Annotated in this window: 21 protein-coding genes; 18 read left to right on the forward strand and 3 right to left on the reverse strand. The window is 53.9% G+C overall.

The window, feature by feature from the left end; all coding sequences use genetic code 11:
* The first annotated feature begins 24 nt into the window (after nucleotides 1–24).
* The 3 genes from cobT to cobO are packed head-to-tail and all read left to right on the forward strand — an operon-like array spanning nucleotide 25 to nucleotide 2,376.
* The gene (gene cobT / locus CD000_RS06400) at nucleotides 25–1,083 is read left to right on the forward strand and encodes a nicotinate-nucleotide--dimethylbenzimidazole phosphoribosyltransferase (RefSeq protein ID WP_198962491.1); all 1,059 of its coding nucleotides are present in this window, start codon (nucleotides 25–27) and stop codon (nucleotides 1,081–1,083) included.
* Nucleotides 1,080–1,850, forward strand: coding sequence for a uroporphyrinogen-III C-methyltransferase (gene cobA, locus CD000_RS06405; RefSeq protein ID WP_096225249.1), 771 nt, complete (start codon nucleotides 1,080–1,082; stop codon nucleotides 1,848–1,850). Before cobT ends, cobA begins: the two co-directional genes overlap by 4 nt.
* Nucleotides 1,831–2,376: a cob(I)yrinic acid a,c-diamide adenosyltransferase gene (gene cobO / locus CD000_RS06410; RefSeq protein ID WP_011231283.1), complete on the forward strand. Its 546-nt coding sequence runs from the start codon at nucleotides 1,831–1,833 to the stop codon at nucleotides 2,374–2,376. The genes cobA and cobO overlap by 20 nt, the downstream gene beginning before the upstream one ends.
* Before the next feature lie 51 nt (nucleotides 2,377–2,427).
* Here the strand turns inward: cobO and CD000_RS18720 are convergent, their stop codons facing one another.
* From CD000_RS18720 to metA, 3 genes are all read right to left on the reverse strand, one after another.
* A complete protein-coding gene (locus CD000_RS18720; protein ID WP_011231282.1) occupies nucleotides 2,428–2,577 on the reverse strand; it encodes a hypothetical protein in 150 nt (49 codons plus the stop codon).
* A gap of 154 nt (nucleotides 2,578–2,731) precedes the next feature.
* Nucleotides 2,732–2,830: a YjcZ family sporulation protein gene (locus CD000_RS06415; RefSeq protein WP_011231280.1), complete on the reverse strand. Its 99-nt coding sequence runs from the start codon at nucleotides 2,828–2,830 to the stop codon at nucleotides 2,732–2,734.
* 171 nt (nucleotides 2,831–3,001) lie between these two features.
* Entirely contained in the window at nucleotides 3,002–3,910 is a 909-nt protein-coding gene (gene metA / locus CD000_RS06420) for a homoserine O-acetyltransferase MetA (protein ID WP_014195890.1), read from the reverse strand.
* 119 nt (nucleotides 3,911–4,029) lie between these two features.
* Here metA and CD000_RS06425 point away from each other — a divergent pair, with 119 nt between their 5' ends.
* The 15 genes from CD000_RS06425 (at nucleotide 4,030) to CD000_RS06495 (ending at nucleotide 15,569) form a co-directional block, all read left to right on the forward strand.
* Complete coding sequence (locus tag CD000_RS06425; RefSeq protein WP_096225251.1) at nucleotides 4,030–4,545, forward strand: hypothetical protein; 516 nt, start codon at nucleotides 4,030–4,032, stop codon at nucleotides 4,543–4,545.
* Nucleotides 4,546–4,605: 60 nt separating this feature from the next.
* On the forward strand, nucleotides 4,606–5,082 hold the full coding sequence (locus CD000_RS06430) for a glutathione peroxidase (protein WP_096225253.1): 477 nt from the start codon (nucleotides 4,606–4,608) through the stop codon (nucleotides 5,080–5,082).
* A 32-nt stretch (nucleotides 5,083–5,114) separates the two neighbouring features.
* The gene (locus tag CD000_RS06435) at nucleotides 5,115–6,260 is read left to right on the forward strand and encodes a conserved virulence factor C family protein (RefSeq protein WP_096225255.1); all 1,146 of its coding nucleotides are present in this window, start codon (nucleotides 5,115–5,117) and stop codon (nucleotides 6,258–6,260) included.
* 298 nt (nucleotides 6,261–6,558) lie between these two features.
* Nucleotides 6,559–6,996 (forward strand): BrxA/BrxB family bacilliredoxin, encoded by a 438-nt coding sequence (locus tag CD000_RS06440; protein ID WP_096225256.1) that lies wholly within the window; start codon nucleotides 6,559–6,561, stop codon nucleotides 6,994–6,996.
* Between the two features lie 71 nt (nucleotides 6,997–7,067).
* Nucleotides 7,068–7,199, forward strand: a complete 132-nt coding sequence (locus CD000_RS06445) for a YuzL family protein (RefSeq protein WP_080729592.1) — start codon at nucleotides 7,068–7,070, stop codon at nucleotides 7,197–7,199.
* A 252-nt stretch (nucleotides 7,200–7,451) separates the two neighbouring features.
* Entirely contained in the window at nucleotides 7,452–8,636 is a 1,185-nt protein-coding gene (locus tag CD000_RS06450; RefSeq protein WP_096225258.1) for an LL-diaminopimelate aminotransferase, read from the forward strand.
* A gap of 21 nt (nucleotides 8,637–8,657) precedes the next feature.
* Nucleotides 8,658–9,242 (forward strand): YpjP family protein, encoded by a 585-nt coding sequence (locus CD000_RS06455; RefSeq protein ID WP_198962526.1) that lies wholly within the window; start codon nucleotides 8,658–8,660, stop codon nucleotides 9,240–9,242.
* A gap of 91 nt (nucleotides 9,243–9,333) precedes the next feature.
* On the forward strand, nucleotides 9,334–10,038 hold the full coding sequence (locus tag CD000_RS06460; RefSeq protein ID WP_096225261.1) for an anthrax toxin lethal factor-related metalloendopeptidase: 705 nt from the start codon (nucleotides 9,334–9,336) through the stop codon (nucleotides 10,036–10,038).
* A 60-nt stretch (nucleotides 10,039–10,098) separates the two neighbouring features.
* Nucleotides 10,099–10,893: a thymidylate synthase gene (gene thyA, locus CD000_RS06465; RefSeq protein WP_096225263.1), complete on the forward strand. Its 795-nt coding sequence runs from the start codon at nucleotides 10,099–10,101 to the stop codon at nucleotides 10,891–10,893.
* Between the two features lie 13 nt (nucleotides 10,894–10,906).
* Nucleotides 10,907–11,404 (forward strand): dihydrofolate reductase, encoded by a 498-nt coding sequence (locus tag CD000_RS06470; protein WP_096225265.1) that lies wholly within the window; start codon nucleotides 10,907–10,909, stop codon nucleotides 11,402–11,404.
* Between the two features lie 182 nt (nucleotides 11,405–11,586).
* Nucleotides 11,587–12,030 (forward strand): YndM family protein, encoded by a 444-nt coding sequence (locus CD000_RS06475; RefSeq protein WP_033010005.1) that lies wholly within the window; start codon nucleotides 11,587–11,589, stop codon nucleotides 12,028–12,030.
* A gap of 262 nt (nucleotides 12,031–12,292) precedes the next feature.
* Complete coding sequence (ilvA, locus tag CD000_RS06480; protein WP_096225267.1) at nucleotides 12,293–13,564, forward strand: threonine ammonia-lyase IlvA; 1,272 nt, start codon at nucleotides 12,293–12,295, stop codon at nucleotides 13,562–13,564.
* A gap of 96 nt (nucleotides 13,565–13,660) precedes the next feature.
* Nucleotides 13,661–13,912, forward strand: coding sequence for a YpmP family protein (locus CD000_RS06485; protein ID WP_096225270.1), 252 nt, complete (start codon nucleotides 13,661–13,663; stop codon nucleotides 13,910–13,912).
* Nucleotides 13,913–14,087: 175 nt separating this feature from the next.
* Nucleotides 14,088–14,960, forward strand: coding sequence for a DegV family protein (locus CD000_RS06490; RefSeq protein ID WP_096225272.1), 873 nt, complete (start codon nucleotides 14,088–14,090; stop codon nucleotides 14,958–14,960).
* Between the two features lie 36 nt (nucleotides 14,961–14,996).
* The gene (locus tag CD000_RS06495) at nucleotides 14,997–15,569 is read left to right on the forward strand and encodes an SCO family protein (RefSeq protein WP_061580917.1); all 573 of its coding nucleotides are present in this window, start codon (nucleotides 14,997–14,999) and stop codon (nucleotides 15,567–15,569) included.
* Nucleotides 15,570–15,609: the final 40 nt, after the last annotated feature.

Below are 15,609 nucleotides of genomic sequence, written 5' to 3' on the forward strand. Positions count from 1 at the left end.
GCTTGATGGGGATATGGTGCGCCCATGATGAATGTTTCCATCTCACCGATCCACCGTGAAATGGTTGAACAAGCGCGTGCCTATATCGATCAATTGACCAAACCGCCCGGCAGCCTCGGCCGTCTTGAAGAAGTGGCGACAACGCTTGCCGGCATGACCGGGGAGCTGCTTCCACGCGTCACTCCGCCCGGAGTGCTTGTGTTTGCGGCCGATCATGGCGTCACGGAAGAAGGGGTGTCTGCCTATCCGGCCGAAGTGACGGCGCAAATGGTGTACAACTTTGCCAACGGCGGAGCGGCGATCAACGCCTTCAGCCGTCAAATCGGCGCGTTGCTTCAAGTCATTGATGTCGGTGTCGCCGTGCCAATTGCTGATGAGCGTGTCATTCAGAAAAAGGTGCGCCCGGGAACGAACAATTTCGCCAAAACGGAAGCGATGACGCCGTCCGAGGCCGAACAGGCGCTTCATGTCGGTTACGAGCAGGCGGCATCCATCATTGAACAAGGCGTCCGCACGCTCATTGTCGGCGAAATGGGCATCGGCAATACGACCGCCGCGAGCGCCTTATTGGCCACGCTCTCCGAGGAGCCGCTTGAGCGCATCGTTGGCAAAGGAAGCGGCATTAAGGAGGAAATGCTTGCCCATAAACAGGACGTGATCCGACGGGCGCTCTTGCTTCATCGGCCGGATCCGGCGAAGCCGCTTGAATGGCTTTCGAAAATCGGCGGGTTGGAGATTGCGGCTATGGCCGGAGCGATGCTGGCAGCCGCCGAACGGCGCATCCCGATTTTGCTTGACGGTTTTATTTGCACGGTGGCTGCCCTTGTGGCCCGCCAGTTTGCCGGGAACGTCACAGACTATATGATTGCCGGCCATCGTTCCGAAGAGCCGGGGCACAGTATAGCCCTTCGTTTGCTTGGGAAAGAGCCGCTTTTGGATCTTGGCATGCGCCTTGGCGAAGGAAGCGGCGCGGCGGTAGCGTTTCCGCTCTTGGTGTCCGCGACGGCGATGGTGAACGAAATGGCGACATTCGCTTCGGCGGGCGTTTCCACCGCTGATGCGAAAGGAGAGAACGGGAAATGACCATCGGCAAAGTGTATTTAGTCGGCGCCGGGCCGGGCGATGAAAAGCTCATCACGGTTTACGGCCGCGAATGCCTAGAGCGGGCGGATGTCATTATTTACGACCGGCTCATCAACCGGAAGCTGCTGCGCTACGCAAAGCCGGGCGCTGAGGTTCTTTACTGCGGCAAAGAGCCGGGAAAACATGACACGGTTCAAGAACAAATTCATGAGCTGCTCGTTTGGCATGCGCAACAAGGAAAAACGGTCGTCCGCTTAAAAGGCGGCGATCCGTGCATTTTTGGCCGCGTTGGTGAAGAGGCGGAAGTGTTGGTGAAAGCCGGAATTCCGTTTGAAATCGTTCCAGGGGTGACATCCGGCATCGCTGTGCCGGCGTACGCCGGCATTCCGGTCACCCACCGTGATTACGCCGCCTCGGTGGCGATGGTCAGCGGGCATCGGAGTGAGCGGATCGATTGGGAGGCGCTGACTCGAGGATGCGATACGATCATTGTCTACATGGGAGCGGCCAACTTGTCGGATATTTGCGGCCGTTTGATGGCGGCCGGAAAGCCGTCGGATACGCCGGCGGCCATCATTGAATGGGGGACGACCGAGCGGCAGCGCACGGTGGCGGCGACGCTTTCGACGCTGTCAGACGAGGCGGAACAGGCGGGCATTTCCCATCCGGCCATCATCATCATCGGCGATGTCGTTCGTCTGCGTGAGACGCTCCAATGGTTTCCGGAGCGGCAAGGGGGCGTGGTCGATGCCGACGCCTCGTCGTAGCGGGCGTGTCATCGTTTATACGGGCGACGGAAAAGGAAAAACGACGGCCGCATTGGGGCTTGCCCTGCGTGCCGTCGGCCGGGGAATGAACGTCGCGGTTTTGCAGTTTTTGAAATCGCCGGAACGAACATACGGCGAGCAGTTGGCCCTAGAGCGCCTTGGCGTCGACGTCCGTCAGCTCGGCGCCGGCTTCACATGGACGAAAACGCCGGACATCCACCGGGAAGCATTGAAGCGTGCCTGGGCGGTGGCCAAAGAATATGTGTATTCCGGACGGTATGATATGATTGTGCTCGATGAACTGAACAATGTGTTGGCCATTGACCGCTTTCCCGTTGAAGATATCGTATCAGTCAGCGAGGTGCTCGAGCTGATCCGCACGCGCCCGCCGTCGCTCCATCTTGTCATCACGGGGCGCGCGGCGCGCCCGGAGCTGATGGCGGCTGCCGATATCGTTACGGAAATGAAGCTCATCAAGCATGACTATGAACAAGGAAGGACCGCGATGAAAGGGATTGAATTTTAGAAGCAAAAAAGCGGCTAAAAAACGGCTAAAAAACGGCCGCTTTTTTGCAGGTTAGGCATTTTCATCGGTTTTGTCATTTTGGATTTTGTTTTGCCGCCGTCCTTTGCTGTTATCGCCGGAAACCGGGCCGCGAAGCAAGGCCATCGGATCTTGCGTTGGCGCGTTTTGATTGCGGCTGCCGTTGTTTGGGCGTTTCGTCATGAGCTCCACCTCCTTTGGCTGCCGTTGTCATACGTTTAGCATGGACGATGCTTTCATTCCTATGCATGGTTGTCTACAGCCCAACATAAAAAAAGCGGGAAGCGTTCGTGTTCCCGTTGCAAGCCGGCCGGATGAAGGCAATCAGTGATTTCGGTTAGTAGGCATATCCGCCCAAGCAGGCACATCCAACAATAATCAACAAAATAAACAGAACGACAATCAACGCAAAGCTGTTTCCATGCCAAGCGCCCATCATGTTCACCTCCTGGTGGAATCTATCGTATTGTATGTCAAAAAAACTAAAAGAACAGGGCGATTGTCGAAACACGAAAACAATCGTCCAAAATGAGAAAAACGCCTTGCATATGTTTCAGCAAGGCGTTTTTTCGGGATGGTTCAAGTGAAATGATTGCATATATTGATTTCATTCCCATTCATAAGGCGTTTCTTGATACACGTAATAGTTCAGCCAGTTGACAAACAGTAAATTGGCATGCGAGCGCCATGTGTTCAGCGGCGGCTGGCTTGGGTCATCATTGGGAAAGTATGATTCTGGGATGTGAATCGGCAGCCCTTTCGCCAAGTCGCGTTCATATTCTTCTTTGAGCGTTGTCGCATCATATTCTGGATGACCCGTTAAGAAAATGCGGCGCCCGTCGTTCGATGCAACGAGGCAAACGCCGGCTTTGTCGGACATGGACAAAATTGTGAGATCTGGCACTTTTTCGATGTCTTCGCGCTTGACGTCGGTATGGCGGGAGTGCGGCATGCGGAACACATCGTCAAAACCGCGCAATAGTTTCACGTTTTTCGCTTCCACCGTATGGTTGAACACACCGAAGCATTTTTCCGGCAATGGGTATTTCGGAATGCCGTAGTGATAGTATAAGCCAGCTTGTGCTCCCCAACAAATGTGCAACGTTGACGTGACGTTCGTTTTCGTCCATTCCATGATATCGGTCAGCTCATCCCAATACGTAACTTCTTCGAACGGCAATTGCTCGACCGGGGCTCCGGTGATGATCATTCCGTCGAACTTGCGATGGCGGATGTGCGGGAAAATCGTGTAAAATTGTTCTAAATGATGTTTGCTTGTCGTTTTCGGCTCATGGGTCGCCGGGCGCAAAAAGGTGACGTTCACTTGCAGCGGCGAGTTGCCAAGCAGCCGCAGCAACTGTGTCTCTGCTTTTTCTTTTTCGGGCATCAAGTTTAAAATGATGATGTTGAGCGGCCGGATGTCTTGGGAGTAAGCCCGTTCTTCGTCCATCACGAAAATGTTTTCCTGTTCGAGTATTTCTTTCGCCGGCAAGTCTTTTGGAATGTTGATTGGCAATGGTGTCCCCTCCGTTTCTGTCTCGTTACTAAATACCTTAATTATAAAAACTTTGTCAACATTCTTCAATTGATTTTTTTGACCTTAAACAGCTGGTGAACAAAAAGGGGGAATTCCGATTGGATCCGACAGCCTTTGACAATTTAAAAACGGTGTTGGAAGGGGCGGTATATGACGCGGATTTGCAAGGGCGCATTGCCGTGGTCGAGCGCCGCGACCTTGTCGATTTGGCCCGTTTGTTTCGGGAGTACGCCATTTCATTTCGGCTGAATGATGCGCCCGATCCGCTCGTCGTCTGCACCGCGCGGCTTTCGCTTGATTTTGCTGAGCTGGTCAATGAGCGGCTCTATCACGGCCGGGCCGGCTGTCGGCTTGCGGTCTCGTTCGCCTTGCCGGTGCGCCGCCTGTCCGTTTGTGCGCTTATCGAAGGAACGCTGCGGACGATTTGGGGCAAGGAGCGAATCATCCGGCAAACGCTCCGCTTTCCATTTCCACATGAACGCGGCCCGTATGAAAATGAAGCCGTGGTCGAATTTGCCCGCCTCATTTATGAGGAAAACGCCGCCGATTTGCCGGAGATGGTGCCGTATATGGTTTCATCACTTGAACAATTGCAGCTGTTCGCCGGGCAGTAACGGTGCAAAAAGTAGAAACAAACCATGAAATCCGCTATGATGGAGATGAGGTGAAAAATCATGAGTGTATATGAATTCAGCGTCAAAACGATTCGCGGAGAAGAACAGCCGTTGTCTGCCTATCGAGGAAAAGTGTTGTTGATCGTCAACACGGCGAGCCGTTGCGGCTTTACCCCGCAGTATAAAGAACTGCAGGAGCTGTATGACGAATATCGTGATCGCGGGTTTGTGGTGCTCGGCTTTCCGTGCAACCAGTTTGGCGGCCAAGAGCCGGGGACGGAAGAGGAAATCGAGCAATTTTGCCAGTTGAATTATGGTGTGACGTTCCCGCTGTTTGCGAAAGTGGATGTGAATGGCGATCACGCCCATCCGCTGTTTCAATATTTGAAAGAAGAGGCGCCGGGGGCATTGGGAACGAAGGCGATCAAATGGAATTTCACGAAGTTTTTGGTCGACCGCAACGGCAAGGTTGTAGCTCGTTTCGCACCGCAAACAAAGCCGAGCGAGCTGAAAGAAGACATCGAAAAACTGCTGTAAGACAGTGGGACAGTCAAAGGAGGGGGTTGCGCTTGCGCATTAAAGCGATTGAACCGACACCAAGCCCGAATACGATGAAAGTGCTGCTTGATGAAGAGCTGCCGTTTGGCACGAGCCATAACTACAAGCCGGACAACGTCGCCGCCGCGCCGCCGATCATCCAGGCGCTCATGCGCATTGAAGGGGTGAAAGGCATTTACCATGTCGCCGATTTTCTGGCCGTCGAGCGTCATCCGAAGTACGATTGGCGCGACATTTTGACGAAAGTGCGCGAAGTGTTCGGCGAAGATGTGGGGGAAGCGGAAGAGGAAAAGCCGACGGTGAACGAACATTTTGGCGAAGTGAAAGTGTTCGTGCAAATGCTGTACGGTCTGCCGATGCAAGTGAAGCTTGTCGATGGGGAGCGCGAACACCGCGTCGGGCTACCGAAACCGTTTATGGACGCAGTCATTGAGGCGCAAAAATACGCGGGAAATGTTGTGCTTGAGCGCAAATGGGTCGAAAAAGGGGTGCGTTACGGCACGTTCGAAGAAATCGGCCGCGAAATCGTCGATGAGCTGTCAGCCGCCTATCCGCCCGAGCGGCTGGAGCGGATCGTCAACATGTTCCGCCGCGGCGAGCAGGAAAAAACGGTGCAAAAGCGTCCAAGCCTCAAAGTGACAAGCGAGATGCTCGATGACCCGGACTGGCGCAAACGGTATGCCGCGCTCGAACAAATGGCTGAGCCGACCGAAGACGATATTCCGGTGCTGGCCAAAGCGTTAAAAGATGAAAAAATGGCTATTCGCCGCCTGGCGACGGCATACCTTGGCATGATCGGCGGGAAAAAGGTGCTTCCGTATTTGTACGAAGCGCTAAAAGATCCGGCTGTCGCTGTCCGCCGCACTGCCGGCGACTGTTTGTCCGACATCGGCGACCCGGACGCCATTCCGGCCATGATCGAGGCGCTCAAGGACGAAAGCAAGCTCGTTCGTTGGCGCGCGGCTATGTTTTTGTACGAAGTCGGCGATGAATCGGCCTTGCCGGCGTTAAAAGCGACGGAAAACGATCCGGAATTTGAGGTCAGCTTGCAAGTGAAAATGGCGATCGAACGGATTGAAGGCGGCGAAGAGGCGAAAGGCTCCGTCTGGAAGCAAATGACGGAAAGTCGAAAAAAAGAGAACAAGACGGAGAAATAAAAAAAGGCGCGCCGGCCGGCGCGTCTCTTTCTTTGGCCAAACAAGCGATTCTTGTTAAGTCGTCACGGTTGTGCTCAAGATACGTTCATTCTATTTGAATGTTCCACGCTGCAGTCACTGACGGCAGCCACTTAATTTTCGGGTTTGCGGCTGTTTCCCAGCCGGCGCTGATTTGGAGGGGCGTCTTCCCCCGGCCATCGGCTTTTCACTTGCCGCTGGCAGCCGTCTTCATTGATTTTTTCGTGCGAAGTATAGTATGCTGATAGCACAACGATGATCATATGGAGGGATGATGGCCATGTCGATGGCATATGAAGAATATATGCGTCAGCTCGTGCAGCCGATGCGCGATGAGCTCGTCCGCGCCGGTTTCCGCGAATTGCGCACGAGTGAGGAAGTCGAGCAGTTTATGGAACAAGTGGAAGGAACGACGTTTGTCTTTGTCAACTCAGTGTGCGGCTGCGCCGCCGGACTGGCGCGCCCGGCCGCGACGCAGGCGGTGCTTAGGAGCGAGAAAAAGCCGGATTATCTTGTGACGGTATTCGCCGGCCAAGACAAAGAGGCGACGGCGAAAATGCGCGAGTACTTTGTCGGCTATGCGCCGTCCTCGCCGTCGATGGCGCTCTTAAAAGGAAAGGAAGTTGTTCATTTTATCCCGCGCGAAGACATCGAGTTTCACTCGATGGAGGACGTGATGGAAAACATTTTGGCTGCGTTTGACAAATATTGTAACTGATGCCTTATGCCTTCCCAGGCCTTGCATACCGCTGCCGGCGCCGGGGAACGATAAGGGCGGAGGTGATCGGCGTGCCGAAGCGGAAAAAAGACCGTTCGAAAACGGGCGTCAGCGCCCCGGAGGTGAGGGGACAAGGCACGACGCAAACGGAAACAGGCGCCTACGAGCTTGATTCTGCGCGCAAAAAAACGAAAATCGACTGAAAGAAAACGGAGCTCCTGTGCGGAGCTCCGTTTTCGCTGCCGCCGTCAGGCATTGGCGATGCAGCTGTAAATGAAATACAACAACGTAATGAGGCTGGCCGCAAAAAAGATGGTTGTCATCGCTGTTTTCCCGCCTTTCTGTCTATGTTTTCCCCTTGAACATATGATACACTATTCATGTAATCATAGTATATACCAACAAAAGTGGAAAAGGAAAAGCGGTTTTTGTTTTGGCAAGGGAGAGGAAAGACGATGAAAAGGGCGAAACGAATGAACGCGTTTTCGGCATCGATTTTCGCCGAGTTGACGGCGTATCGTCAAAAGCAGCGCCACCTTCATGACGAGTGGATCGATTTAAGCGTCGGCAGCCCGGATTTGCCCCCGGCGCCGTTTGTGCGTGAGGCGATCGCCCGCTACGCCAACGAGCCGAATGCGTACGGCTACACATTAAGGGGCATTCGCGAGTTTCATGAAGCGGTCGCCGACTATTATCGCACGGCGCATGGCGTCGTGCTCGATCCGGAGACGGAAGTAACGTACGTCATCGGATCACAGGACGGGCTCGTGCATTTGCCGATGGTGTTCGCCGACCCGGGGGATGTCATTTTATTGCCGGATCCCGGGTATCCGGCGTATGCGGCGGGGGTGGCAATGGCGGAAGCGGAGCCGTATTTTCTGCCGCTGAGGGAGGAAAACCGCTTTTTGCCGGATTTGCGTGCGATCCCGGAGGACATTGCCAAACGGGCGACAATCATGTTTACCAACTTCCCTGGAAATCCAGTTCCAGCTATAGCGACAGAATCGTTTTATCGCGAAGTGGTCGAGTTTGCGAAGCGGTACGATATTCTCGTTGTGTCCGATTTTGCTTACGGCGAGCTGTATTATGACGGAAACAAACCGGTGAGTTTTCTTTCTGTTCCAGGCGCAAAGGACGTTGGCGTGGAGATCAATTCGTTGTCCAAAAGCTACAACATGGCCGGCTGCCGGGTCGGCTATTTGTGCGGAAATGCCGAAGTGATTCGCACGTTCGCCGAGTTTAAGTCGAATTTGGATTATGGCGTCTTTTGGCCGATTCAAAAAGCGGCGGCCGAAGTGCTGCGTCATGGGGCCGACTTTTGCGCCGAAAGCCGCGCGATATATCAATCGCGCCGCGATGCGCTCGTTGACGGGTTGGCCGACATCGGCTGGGCGGTTGACCGTCCGCAAGCCGGTATGTTCGTGTGGGCGAAAATTCCGGACGGCTTTACATCGCTTTCGTTTGCGAAGGCGCTCATCGACCAAGCGGGCGTCGTCGTCACGCCCGGGCACGCGTTTGGGCCAAGCGGCGAGGGCTATGTGCGCATCGCCCTCGTCCAGCCGGAGGCGGTGTTGCGCCGGGCGGTCGCCAAATTAAAAGCGACCGGCTTGTTTGCGTCTTTAGCCGCTGATCGGCGGTAGTGAGAGGTGAAGGCGATGAAGCTGCCGTCTTGGCTTCGAAAAACGCTTGTTGCCGCCATTACCGTCTGCACGTTTGGACTCGTCACACCGCCCGCTTCGCTGCTCGCGGCCAAAGAGCCGCCGTCAGATGACGCCCCGTCTCCCGATTGGAAGCATTCCCAAGCAGACCATGAGGCGGAAGCTGTTTCTGTTTCGTTAACTCGTGAACAGTTTATCGAAGAGACGATGGAAAAGGCAGTGGCGCAGTCGTACGAAAAGTTCGGCCGCAAAATCGCCCCGGTTATTGAAGATGAATTTCGCACCGTCATCTTGCCGCGCATCGAAGAGGTGATTGCCGGGCTGGCTGAACGCTGTCCGGAAGAAGAGCTCCGTTATTTGGCCGTATCGGAAAATCCGTCCGGCGGGCAAGGAGAACGCATTTTCCATTTGTATCGCATGGACACAGGAGAAGATCTCGTCCGCTTTCACGTCCGCCGCGAACACCCGCCGCAGGACGGGTACTGGTTTCAATTTCACTATCATACTTGCGATGATGGCTTTCAAGCTCACTATGAACTCGGGAAAATCTACTGGTCCAAAAATACGCCGCCGAATTGGCGCACATAAACCGCTTGCGGTTCTTTCCTGATTTTGCGCGTTTTTCCCTGCTTCGTTCTATGATATCATTTTCATAGAATAAAAGAAGCGGGGGAACACCATGAAACGATTGTGGACTAGTTTGTTGGCAGCGCTGTTCGCGATTCCGCTTCTATCGCTTTCGCCGTACCCGGCCGCCCACGGCGTGCTGCTTCAAGAAAGCGGCCTTGATCTTCGGGACATTCCGTCCCGTGACGTGCTCGGCCGCATTGTGATCGTGCCCGAGACAGCGTTTCCCGCTGCGGAGGCGAACAAGACCATTCAGACGCTCGCCCGCATTGATCGCACGATTTTAGAGCAGGCGGCGGACCACCATATTTACATCCAACTGTTGACCGGCCCGATCACCGATGAGCCGACGGCCCGCCATTTGCGCGGAAAAACGCCGCGCGGTTATATGCCGGGATCCAAAACATGGGATGACGTGCCGGGCATCGGCGGGTCGCATTTGGTGCTCGTCCGTCTCGGCCATAGCGAAAAAGGGAAAGGACACGGCTCGGTCAATTTGGAGCTGCATGAGTTTGCTCATTCGCTCGATTACATCGTATTTGACCGCATTCATGAAACGGACGAATTTCAAGCGATTTGGCGGGAGGAGGCGCCGCGGCTCTTTCCTGGCGAATCTTATTTTTTGACTTATCCGGAAGAGTATTTTGCCGAGTCGTTTGCCTATTATTATGCAAGCGACAAGACGCGGCACACGCTGCGGGCGGCAGCGCCGAACACATACGCATTCATCCGTGGATTGGCGGAGCGGGCCTCGTAAAAGGCTCGTTTTTTTTATCATGTGTTGCTTTATGGTATGATAGAGCGTGAGGTGAGGACATTGCGGCAATATTTACAGCTTTTGGAGGATATTTTGGAAAACGGCGTCGAAAAAGAAGACCGAACGGGCGTCGGCACGCTGTCGGTGTTCGGCCGCCAGCTCCGCTTCAACTTACAGGACGGATTTCCGCTCGTGACAACGAAAAAATTGCATATCCGCTCCATCATTTATGAACTGCTTTGGTTTTTAAAAGGCGATACGAACGTCCGCTATTTGCAGGAGAATGGCGTGACGATTTGGGACGAGTGGGCGGACGAAAACGGCGATCTCGGCCCGATTTACGGCGCGCAATGGCGCTCGTGGAAGGGAGCAGACGGGAAAACCATCGACCAGATCGCATGGGTTGTCGAAGAGATCAAACGAAATCCGAATTCACGCCGGCTGCTGGTGAGCGCTTGGAACGTGGCGGAATTAGACGAGATGAAGCTGCCGCCGTGCCATTATGCCTTTCAGTTTTATGTCGCGAACGGTCGGTTGTCGTGCATGTGGCAGCAGCGCTCCGTTGATACGTTTTTAGGGCTGCCGTTTAACATCGCGAGCTACGCGTTGTTGACGCATATGATCGCCCAGCAATGCGACCTCGATGTCGGCGAACTCATTTTCACCGGCGGTGATGTCCATTTGTACAAAAATCATCTGGAACAAGCGAAACTGCAGCTGACGCGCGAGCCGCGCCCGCTGCCGAAGCTCGTGATCAAACGGAAGCCGCCGTCCATTTTCGATTACGAATACGACGATTTTGAAATTGTCGGCTACAACCCGCATCCGGCGATTAAAGCACCGGTGGCGGTGTGAAGGGGAGAGCGCGATGATGTCGCACATTGTGGCGATGGATGAAAACCGGGTGATCGGCAAAGACAACCGCTTGCCTTGGCATTTGCCGGCCGATTTGGCGTATTTCAAACGGGTGACGATGGGGCATGCCATCGTGATGGGGCGAAAAACGTTTGAGGCGATCGGCCGGCCGCTTCCCGGACGGGAAAACATCGTCGTCACGCGCAACCGTTCGTTTCGCCCGGAAGGCTGCCTTGTGCTTCACTCGCTCGACGAGGTGAAACAGTGGGCCGCCGGCCGCAACGATGAAGAGGTGTTTATCATCGGAGGAGCGGAACTGTTTCAGGCGACGATGCCGCTTGCCGACCGACTGTATGTGACGAAAATTTTCGCCTCGTTCCCCGGCGATACGTTTTATCCGCCCATTTCTGACGATGAATGGGAAATCGTTTCCTATACGCCAGGAGGGAAAGATGAAAAGAATCCGTATGAACACGCCTTTATCATTTATGAGCGGAAAAAGGCGAAATAGATGGGACACGGGCATGGATATGCGTTTGTCGTTGGCGTACGAAACGTTTGCGAAGACGACCCCAAAACGGGGCGTCTTTTTGTTTGAGATCCGAACATTTTGAAAACGTGTTTCTGCATAGAAGCGGGGCGAACAAGGAACGATAACAAGTAAGACCCAACAATGGAAATGGAGGAAGACAAATGAAGCATATCGTTCCTTTTATCGTCAAGCTCGCCGCTTGGAGCGTCGTCTTATTTTCCATGTTTACGATCTTCAACGCCCCGCTTTCGTTGATTTCGCTCATGACGGTCATCACGGCGCTCGTGTCTTACGTCATCGGCGATGTGTTCATCTTGCCGCGCGTCGGCCATTTTGTTGCTGCCGCACTTGACGTGCCGCTTTCCTTTTTGTTGATTTGGCCGTCCAGCTTTGCCATCATTGCTCCGTCCGTCAATATGGCATACGGTGCGTTTTTCAGTTCATTGGCGATCGGGGCGGTTGAAGCGTTTTTCCACTTGTATATGGAAAGCCATGTTCTCGAAGAGGCAAGGAGGGAAGAAGAGCACCGCTGGTATGATGAAGGAAGATGGGCAACGGAATTTGCCGAGGAAGAAGAGTTTAAAAAAGAGGACGACCGGACATAGCGCCGGTCGTTTTTTCGGTCCGCTTGCGCATGAACGAGCCGTTCGCTGTGCCTGTATTGGCCGAGTGGAAGAGGTTTCTAGAAGCTCATCCGATGACGTCAAGCTAGGACCGCGGAAGCGTCCGGTAAAGCGGGATTATCGCGATGATCGCGAGCCAGCCCCTCTTCACTCAAAAACTTTTCGAAAATTCCCTTTTCTTTTTACGAATTTGTGATATAATCTACAAATCAAAGACAACTTAGAAAAGAAAGGGAACGAGAACATGGAACAACAGCTGAAACGGAAGCAAGGGGCAGTATACGTCGAGGACATTTTGATCGCGTATCATACGTTGAAGGATGTTGTGTTCCATACGCCGCTGCAAAAAAATCCGCTGTTATCCGAGCGCTACGAATGCAATGTCTACTTAAAGCGCGAGGATTTGCAAGTCGTGCGTTCGTTTAAGCTGCGCGGGGCGTACAACAGGATGAAGCATTTAACGGATGAGGAGCGGAGAAACGGGGTGGTATGCGCCAGCGCCGGCAACCATGCCCAAGGGGTGGCCTATTCATGCCGAGCGCTTGGCGTGCATGGGAAAATTTATATGCCGGCGACGACGCCGCGGCAAAAAGTGTCGCAAGTGCAGCTGTTTGGCAAAGACATGGTTGAGATCGTGCTTGTCGGCGACACGTTTGACGATTCCTACAACGAAGCGGTGAAGTGCGCCGAGGCGGAAGGGAGGACGTTCATCCATCCGTTTGATGACGAATACGTCATCGCCGGACAGGGGACGATTGGCGTCGAGGTGTTAAACGACTGTGATGAACCGATTGACTTTTTGTTTGCCAGCATCGGGGGCGGCGGATTGATGGCTGGGCTGGGGACGTATGTGAAAAGCATTTCCCCGTCCACTAAAGTGATTGGCGTCGAGCCGGCCGGCGCCCCATCGATGAAAACGGCGCTCGAGCATGGACGTGTCGTCACGCTTGAGGAGATTGACAAGTTCGTGGACGGCGCCGCCGTCAAAACGGTCGGGGAAAAAACGTTTGCATTATGCCGCGGGGTGATTGATGACATCGTCGTCGTTCCAGAAGGGAAAGTGTGCACGACGATTTTGGAGCTGTACAACGAAAACGCCATCGTCGCCGAGCCGGCTGGGGCGCTGCCGATCGCCGCGCTCGAGTTTTACAAGGAACATATCCGCGGCAAGACGGTCGTTTGCGTGGTGAGCGGCGGCAACAACGACATCGACCGGATGCAGGAAATCAAAGAGCGCTCGATGATTTACGAAGGGCTGCAGCACTATTTCATCGTCAACTTCCCGCAGCGGGCCGGGGCGCTGCGCGAGTTTTTGGATGAAGTGCTTGGGCCGACGGATGACATCACCCGGTTTGAATACACGAAGAAAAACAACAAAGAAAGCGGACCGGCGCTTGTGGGCATCGAGCTGAAACGGCGCGAAGACTACGCACCGCTCATCGAGCGGATGAAGAAAAAAGGTTTCCCGTTCCAAGAGGTCAACAAAGACCCGAACTTGTTCCATCTATTGATTTGACGAAAAAAGTCGGAACAAATTCGCCGCATTCCGACATACTTTTTCACCGGATTGGTGTATAATAAAAGTAAATCGGTGAAAAAGAGGATTGATATTTTGCTATTCAAAAGCCTCGAGTTTCAAAACGCGTATGGGCAGAAGGTCAAGATTATCGAAATTCCAGTATTGGAGGAAGAGAATACGTACCGATTCATGGTCCAACTGCGCTTGGAGGCGTTTATTGCAAAGGTGTACCGATCGAGAACGAGCCGTTCTGTGTATTCGTTCCGCGAACATTTGAAGAAAGTGCTGAAATGGCCGGTATATGAACAGATCTTTAAAGAAACGGCGTTAAAGCATAATGCATGACTGTTGTTGTTTTGCCCTTGGCGGCAAAACAACTTTTTTTCTGCCGGTATCGTTCATAATGGGCGATGTTCCTGCTTGGGGATGAGCCGAGCTTGCTCATGGACGTTTTTAGGTAGGATTTTTGCCGGTTTCATTATATAATGGAAACGAGATCATCAGTATTAGGAGTGAGCGAATGAAACCAATCAAAATTGTAACCGACTCAACGGTTGATGTGCCGTCTTCGGTGCTCGCCGAGCACGGCATTGAAGTCGTTCCGCTTCATTTGACGGTTGACGGCGAGGCGTTTGTCGACCGGGTGACGATCACACCAGGGCAGTTTATGGCGAAGATGAAGGCAGCGCGTGAACTGCCGAAAAGCTCGCAACCGTCGGTCGGTGAGTTTCTAGCTGTCTATGACCGGCTCGGGGCGGACGGAAGCGAGATCATATCGATCCATATGGCCGGCGAGCTGAGCGGCACGGTCCGTTCGGCTGAGCATGCGGCGGCCCTGACCAAAGCGAACGTGACGGTCGTCGATTCCCAATTCATTTCGTATGCGCTTGGATTCCAAGTGCTTGAAGCCGCCCGCTTGGCGAAGGCGGGTCGAAGCGTTGACGAGATCATCCGGCGCTTAGACGACGTGCGCCGTCGTACGCGGCTGTATGTGGTGCTCGATACGCTCGATCATTTAGCGAAAGGCGGCCGCATCGGCCGCGGCAAAGCGCTCGTCGGCTCGTTGCTGCGCATCAAGCCGATCGCTGCGCTTGTTGACGGGCTGTATACACCGGTGTCGAACGTGCGCAGCTTTTTGCAAGCCATCGCCGATTTAGCGGGCCGGTTGGTTGAGGAGAAGGCGGAAGCGCCGGTGCGCGCGGTCGCCATTGCCCATGCCGATGCCAGGCGCTGGGCGGAGCGGCTGAGAGAAGCAGTCGCTGAGGCGATCGGTTCTGTGCCGGTTGACATTGTTGAAACGACGCCGGTTATTTCGATTCATACCGGACCCGGCGCGCTTGCGCTGATGTATTATACGGAAGAAGGGGAGCACAAGGGGTCGGGCGCAGTTTGAAACAAAGCGATACAGGATGAAAGGGACGAGCAGTGGATGTGGAAACGAATCATGATGATGGCAGCCGTTTGTTTGCTTGCCGCGTGCGGAAAAACAATTCCGGATGCCAAAAACTGGCCGGTCGCTGACTTTACGTTTGTCGATCAGACCGGCAAGCCGTTTGGACTTCGCGATCTGAAAGGAAAAGTGTGGGTCGCCGATTTTATTTTTACCAATTGCGAAACGGTGTGTCCGCCGATGACCGCCCACATGGCCAAACTGAAAGAGAAGGCGGAAGAAAAGGGGCTCGATGTTGAATTTGTTTCGTTCAGTGTCGACCCGGAAGTTGACACGCCGGAAAAACTTGCGGCTTATGCGAAACAATTTACAAATGACCTAGCAAACTGGCATTTCCTGACCGGGTACCGCCCAACCGAGATCAGCGAGCTGGCGCAAAAAAGCTTTAAAACGATGGTGCAAAAGCCGGCTGGCGATGACCAAGTCATCCATGGTACGAGCTTTTATTTAGTCGGGCCGGACGGCAAGGTGGTCCAAACATACAGCGGCGTGCAGGATGTGCCGTACGACACGATTTTAGAGCATATTGAAATTTTGCAGTCGTCGCGATAAGGCAAAAACGGACGCCGTTTTGCCTTCTTTTCGTCTTTTC

This window comes from Geobacillus sp. FJAT-46040, from assembly GCF_002335725.1.
GTDB classification, from domain to species: Bacteria; Bacillota; Bacilli; order Bacillales; family Anoxybacillaceae; genus Geobacillus; species Geobacillus thermoleovorans.

Coding starts and splice junctions, on each gene's coding strand:
- cobT (WP_198962491.1), top strand. CDS start 25: ATGATGAATGTTTCCATCTCACCGATCCACCGTGAAATGGTTGAACAA.
- cobA (WP_096225249.1), top strand. CDS start 1,080: ATGACCATCGGCAAAGTGTATTTAGTCGGCGCCGGGCCGGGCGATGAA.
- cobO (WP_011231283.1), top strand. CDS start 1,831: ATGCCGACGCCTCGTCGTAGCGGGCGTGTCATCGTTTATACGGGCGAC.
- CD000_RS18720 (WP_011231282.1), bottom strand. CDS start 2,577: ATGACGAAACGCCCAAACAACGGCAGCCGCAATCAAAACGCGCCAACG.
- CD000_RS06415 (WP_011231280.1), bottom strand. CDS start 2,830: ATGGGCGCTTGGCATGGAAACAGCTTTGCGTTGATTGTCGTTCTGTTT.
- CD000_RS06430 (WP_096225253.1), top strand. CDS start 4,606: ATGAGTGTATATGAATTCAGCGTCAAAACGATTCGCGGAGAAGAACAG.
- CD000_RS06440 (WP_096225256.1), top strand. CDS start 6,559: ATGTCGATGGCATATGAAGAATATATGCGTCAGCTCGTGCAGCCGATG.
- CD000_RS06450 (WP_096225258.1), top strand. CDS start 7,452: ATGAAAAGGGCGAAACGAATGAACGCGTTTTCGGCATCGATTTTCGCC.
- CD000_RS06460 (WP_096225261.1), top strand. CDS start 9,334: ATGAAACGATTGTGGACTAGTTTGTTGGCAGCGCTGTTCGCGATTCCG.
- CD000_RS06470 (WP_096225265.1), top strand. CDS start 10,907: ATGATGTCGCACATTGTGGCGATGGATGAAAACCGGGTGATCGGCAAA.
- CD000_RS06475 (WP_033010005.1), top strand. CDS start 11,587: ATGAAGCATATCGTTCCTTTTATCGTCAAGCTCGCCGCTTGGAGCGTC.
- ilvA (WP_096225267.1), top strand. CDS start 12,293: ATGGAACAACAGCTGAAACGGAAGCAAGGGGCAGTATACGTCGAGGAC.
- CD000_RS06490 (WP_096225272.1), top strand. CDS start 14,088: ATGAAACCAATCAAAATTGTAACCGACTCAACGGTTGATGTGCCGTCT.
- CD000_RS06495 (WP_061580917.1), top strand. CDS start 14,997: ATGTGGAAACGAATCATGATGATGGCAGCCGTTTGTTTGCTTGCCGCG.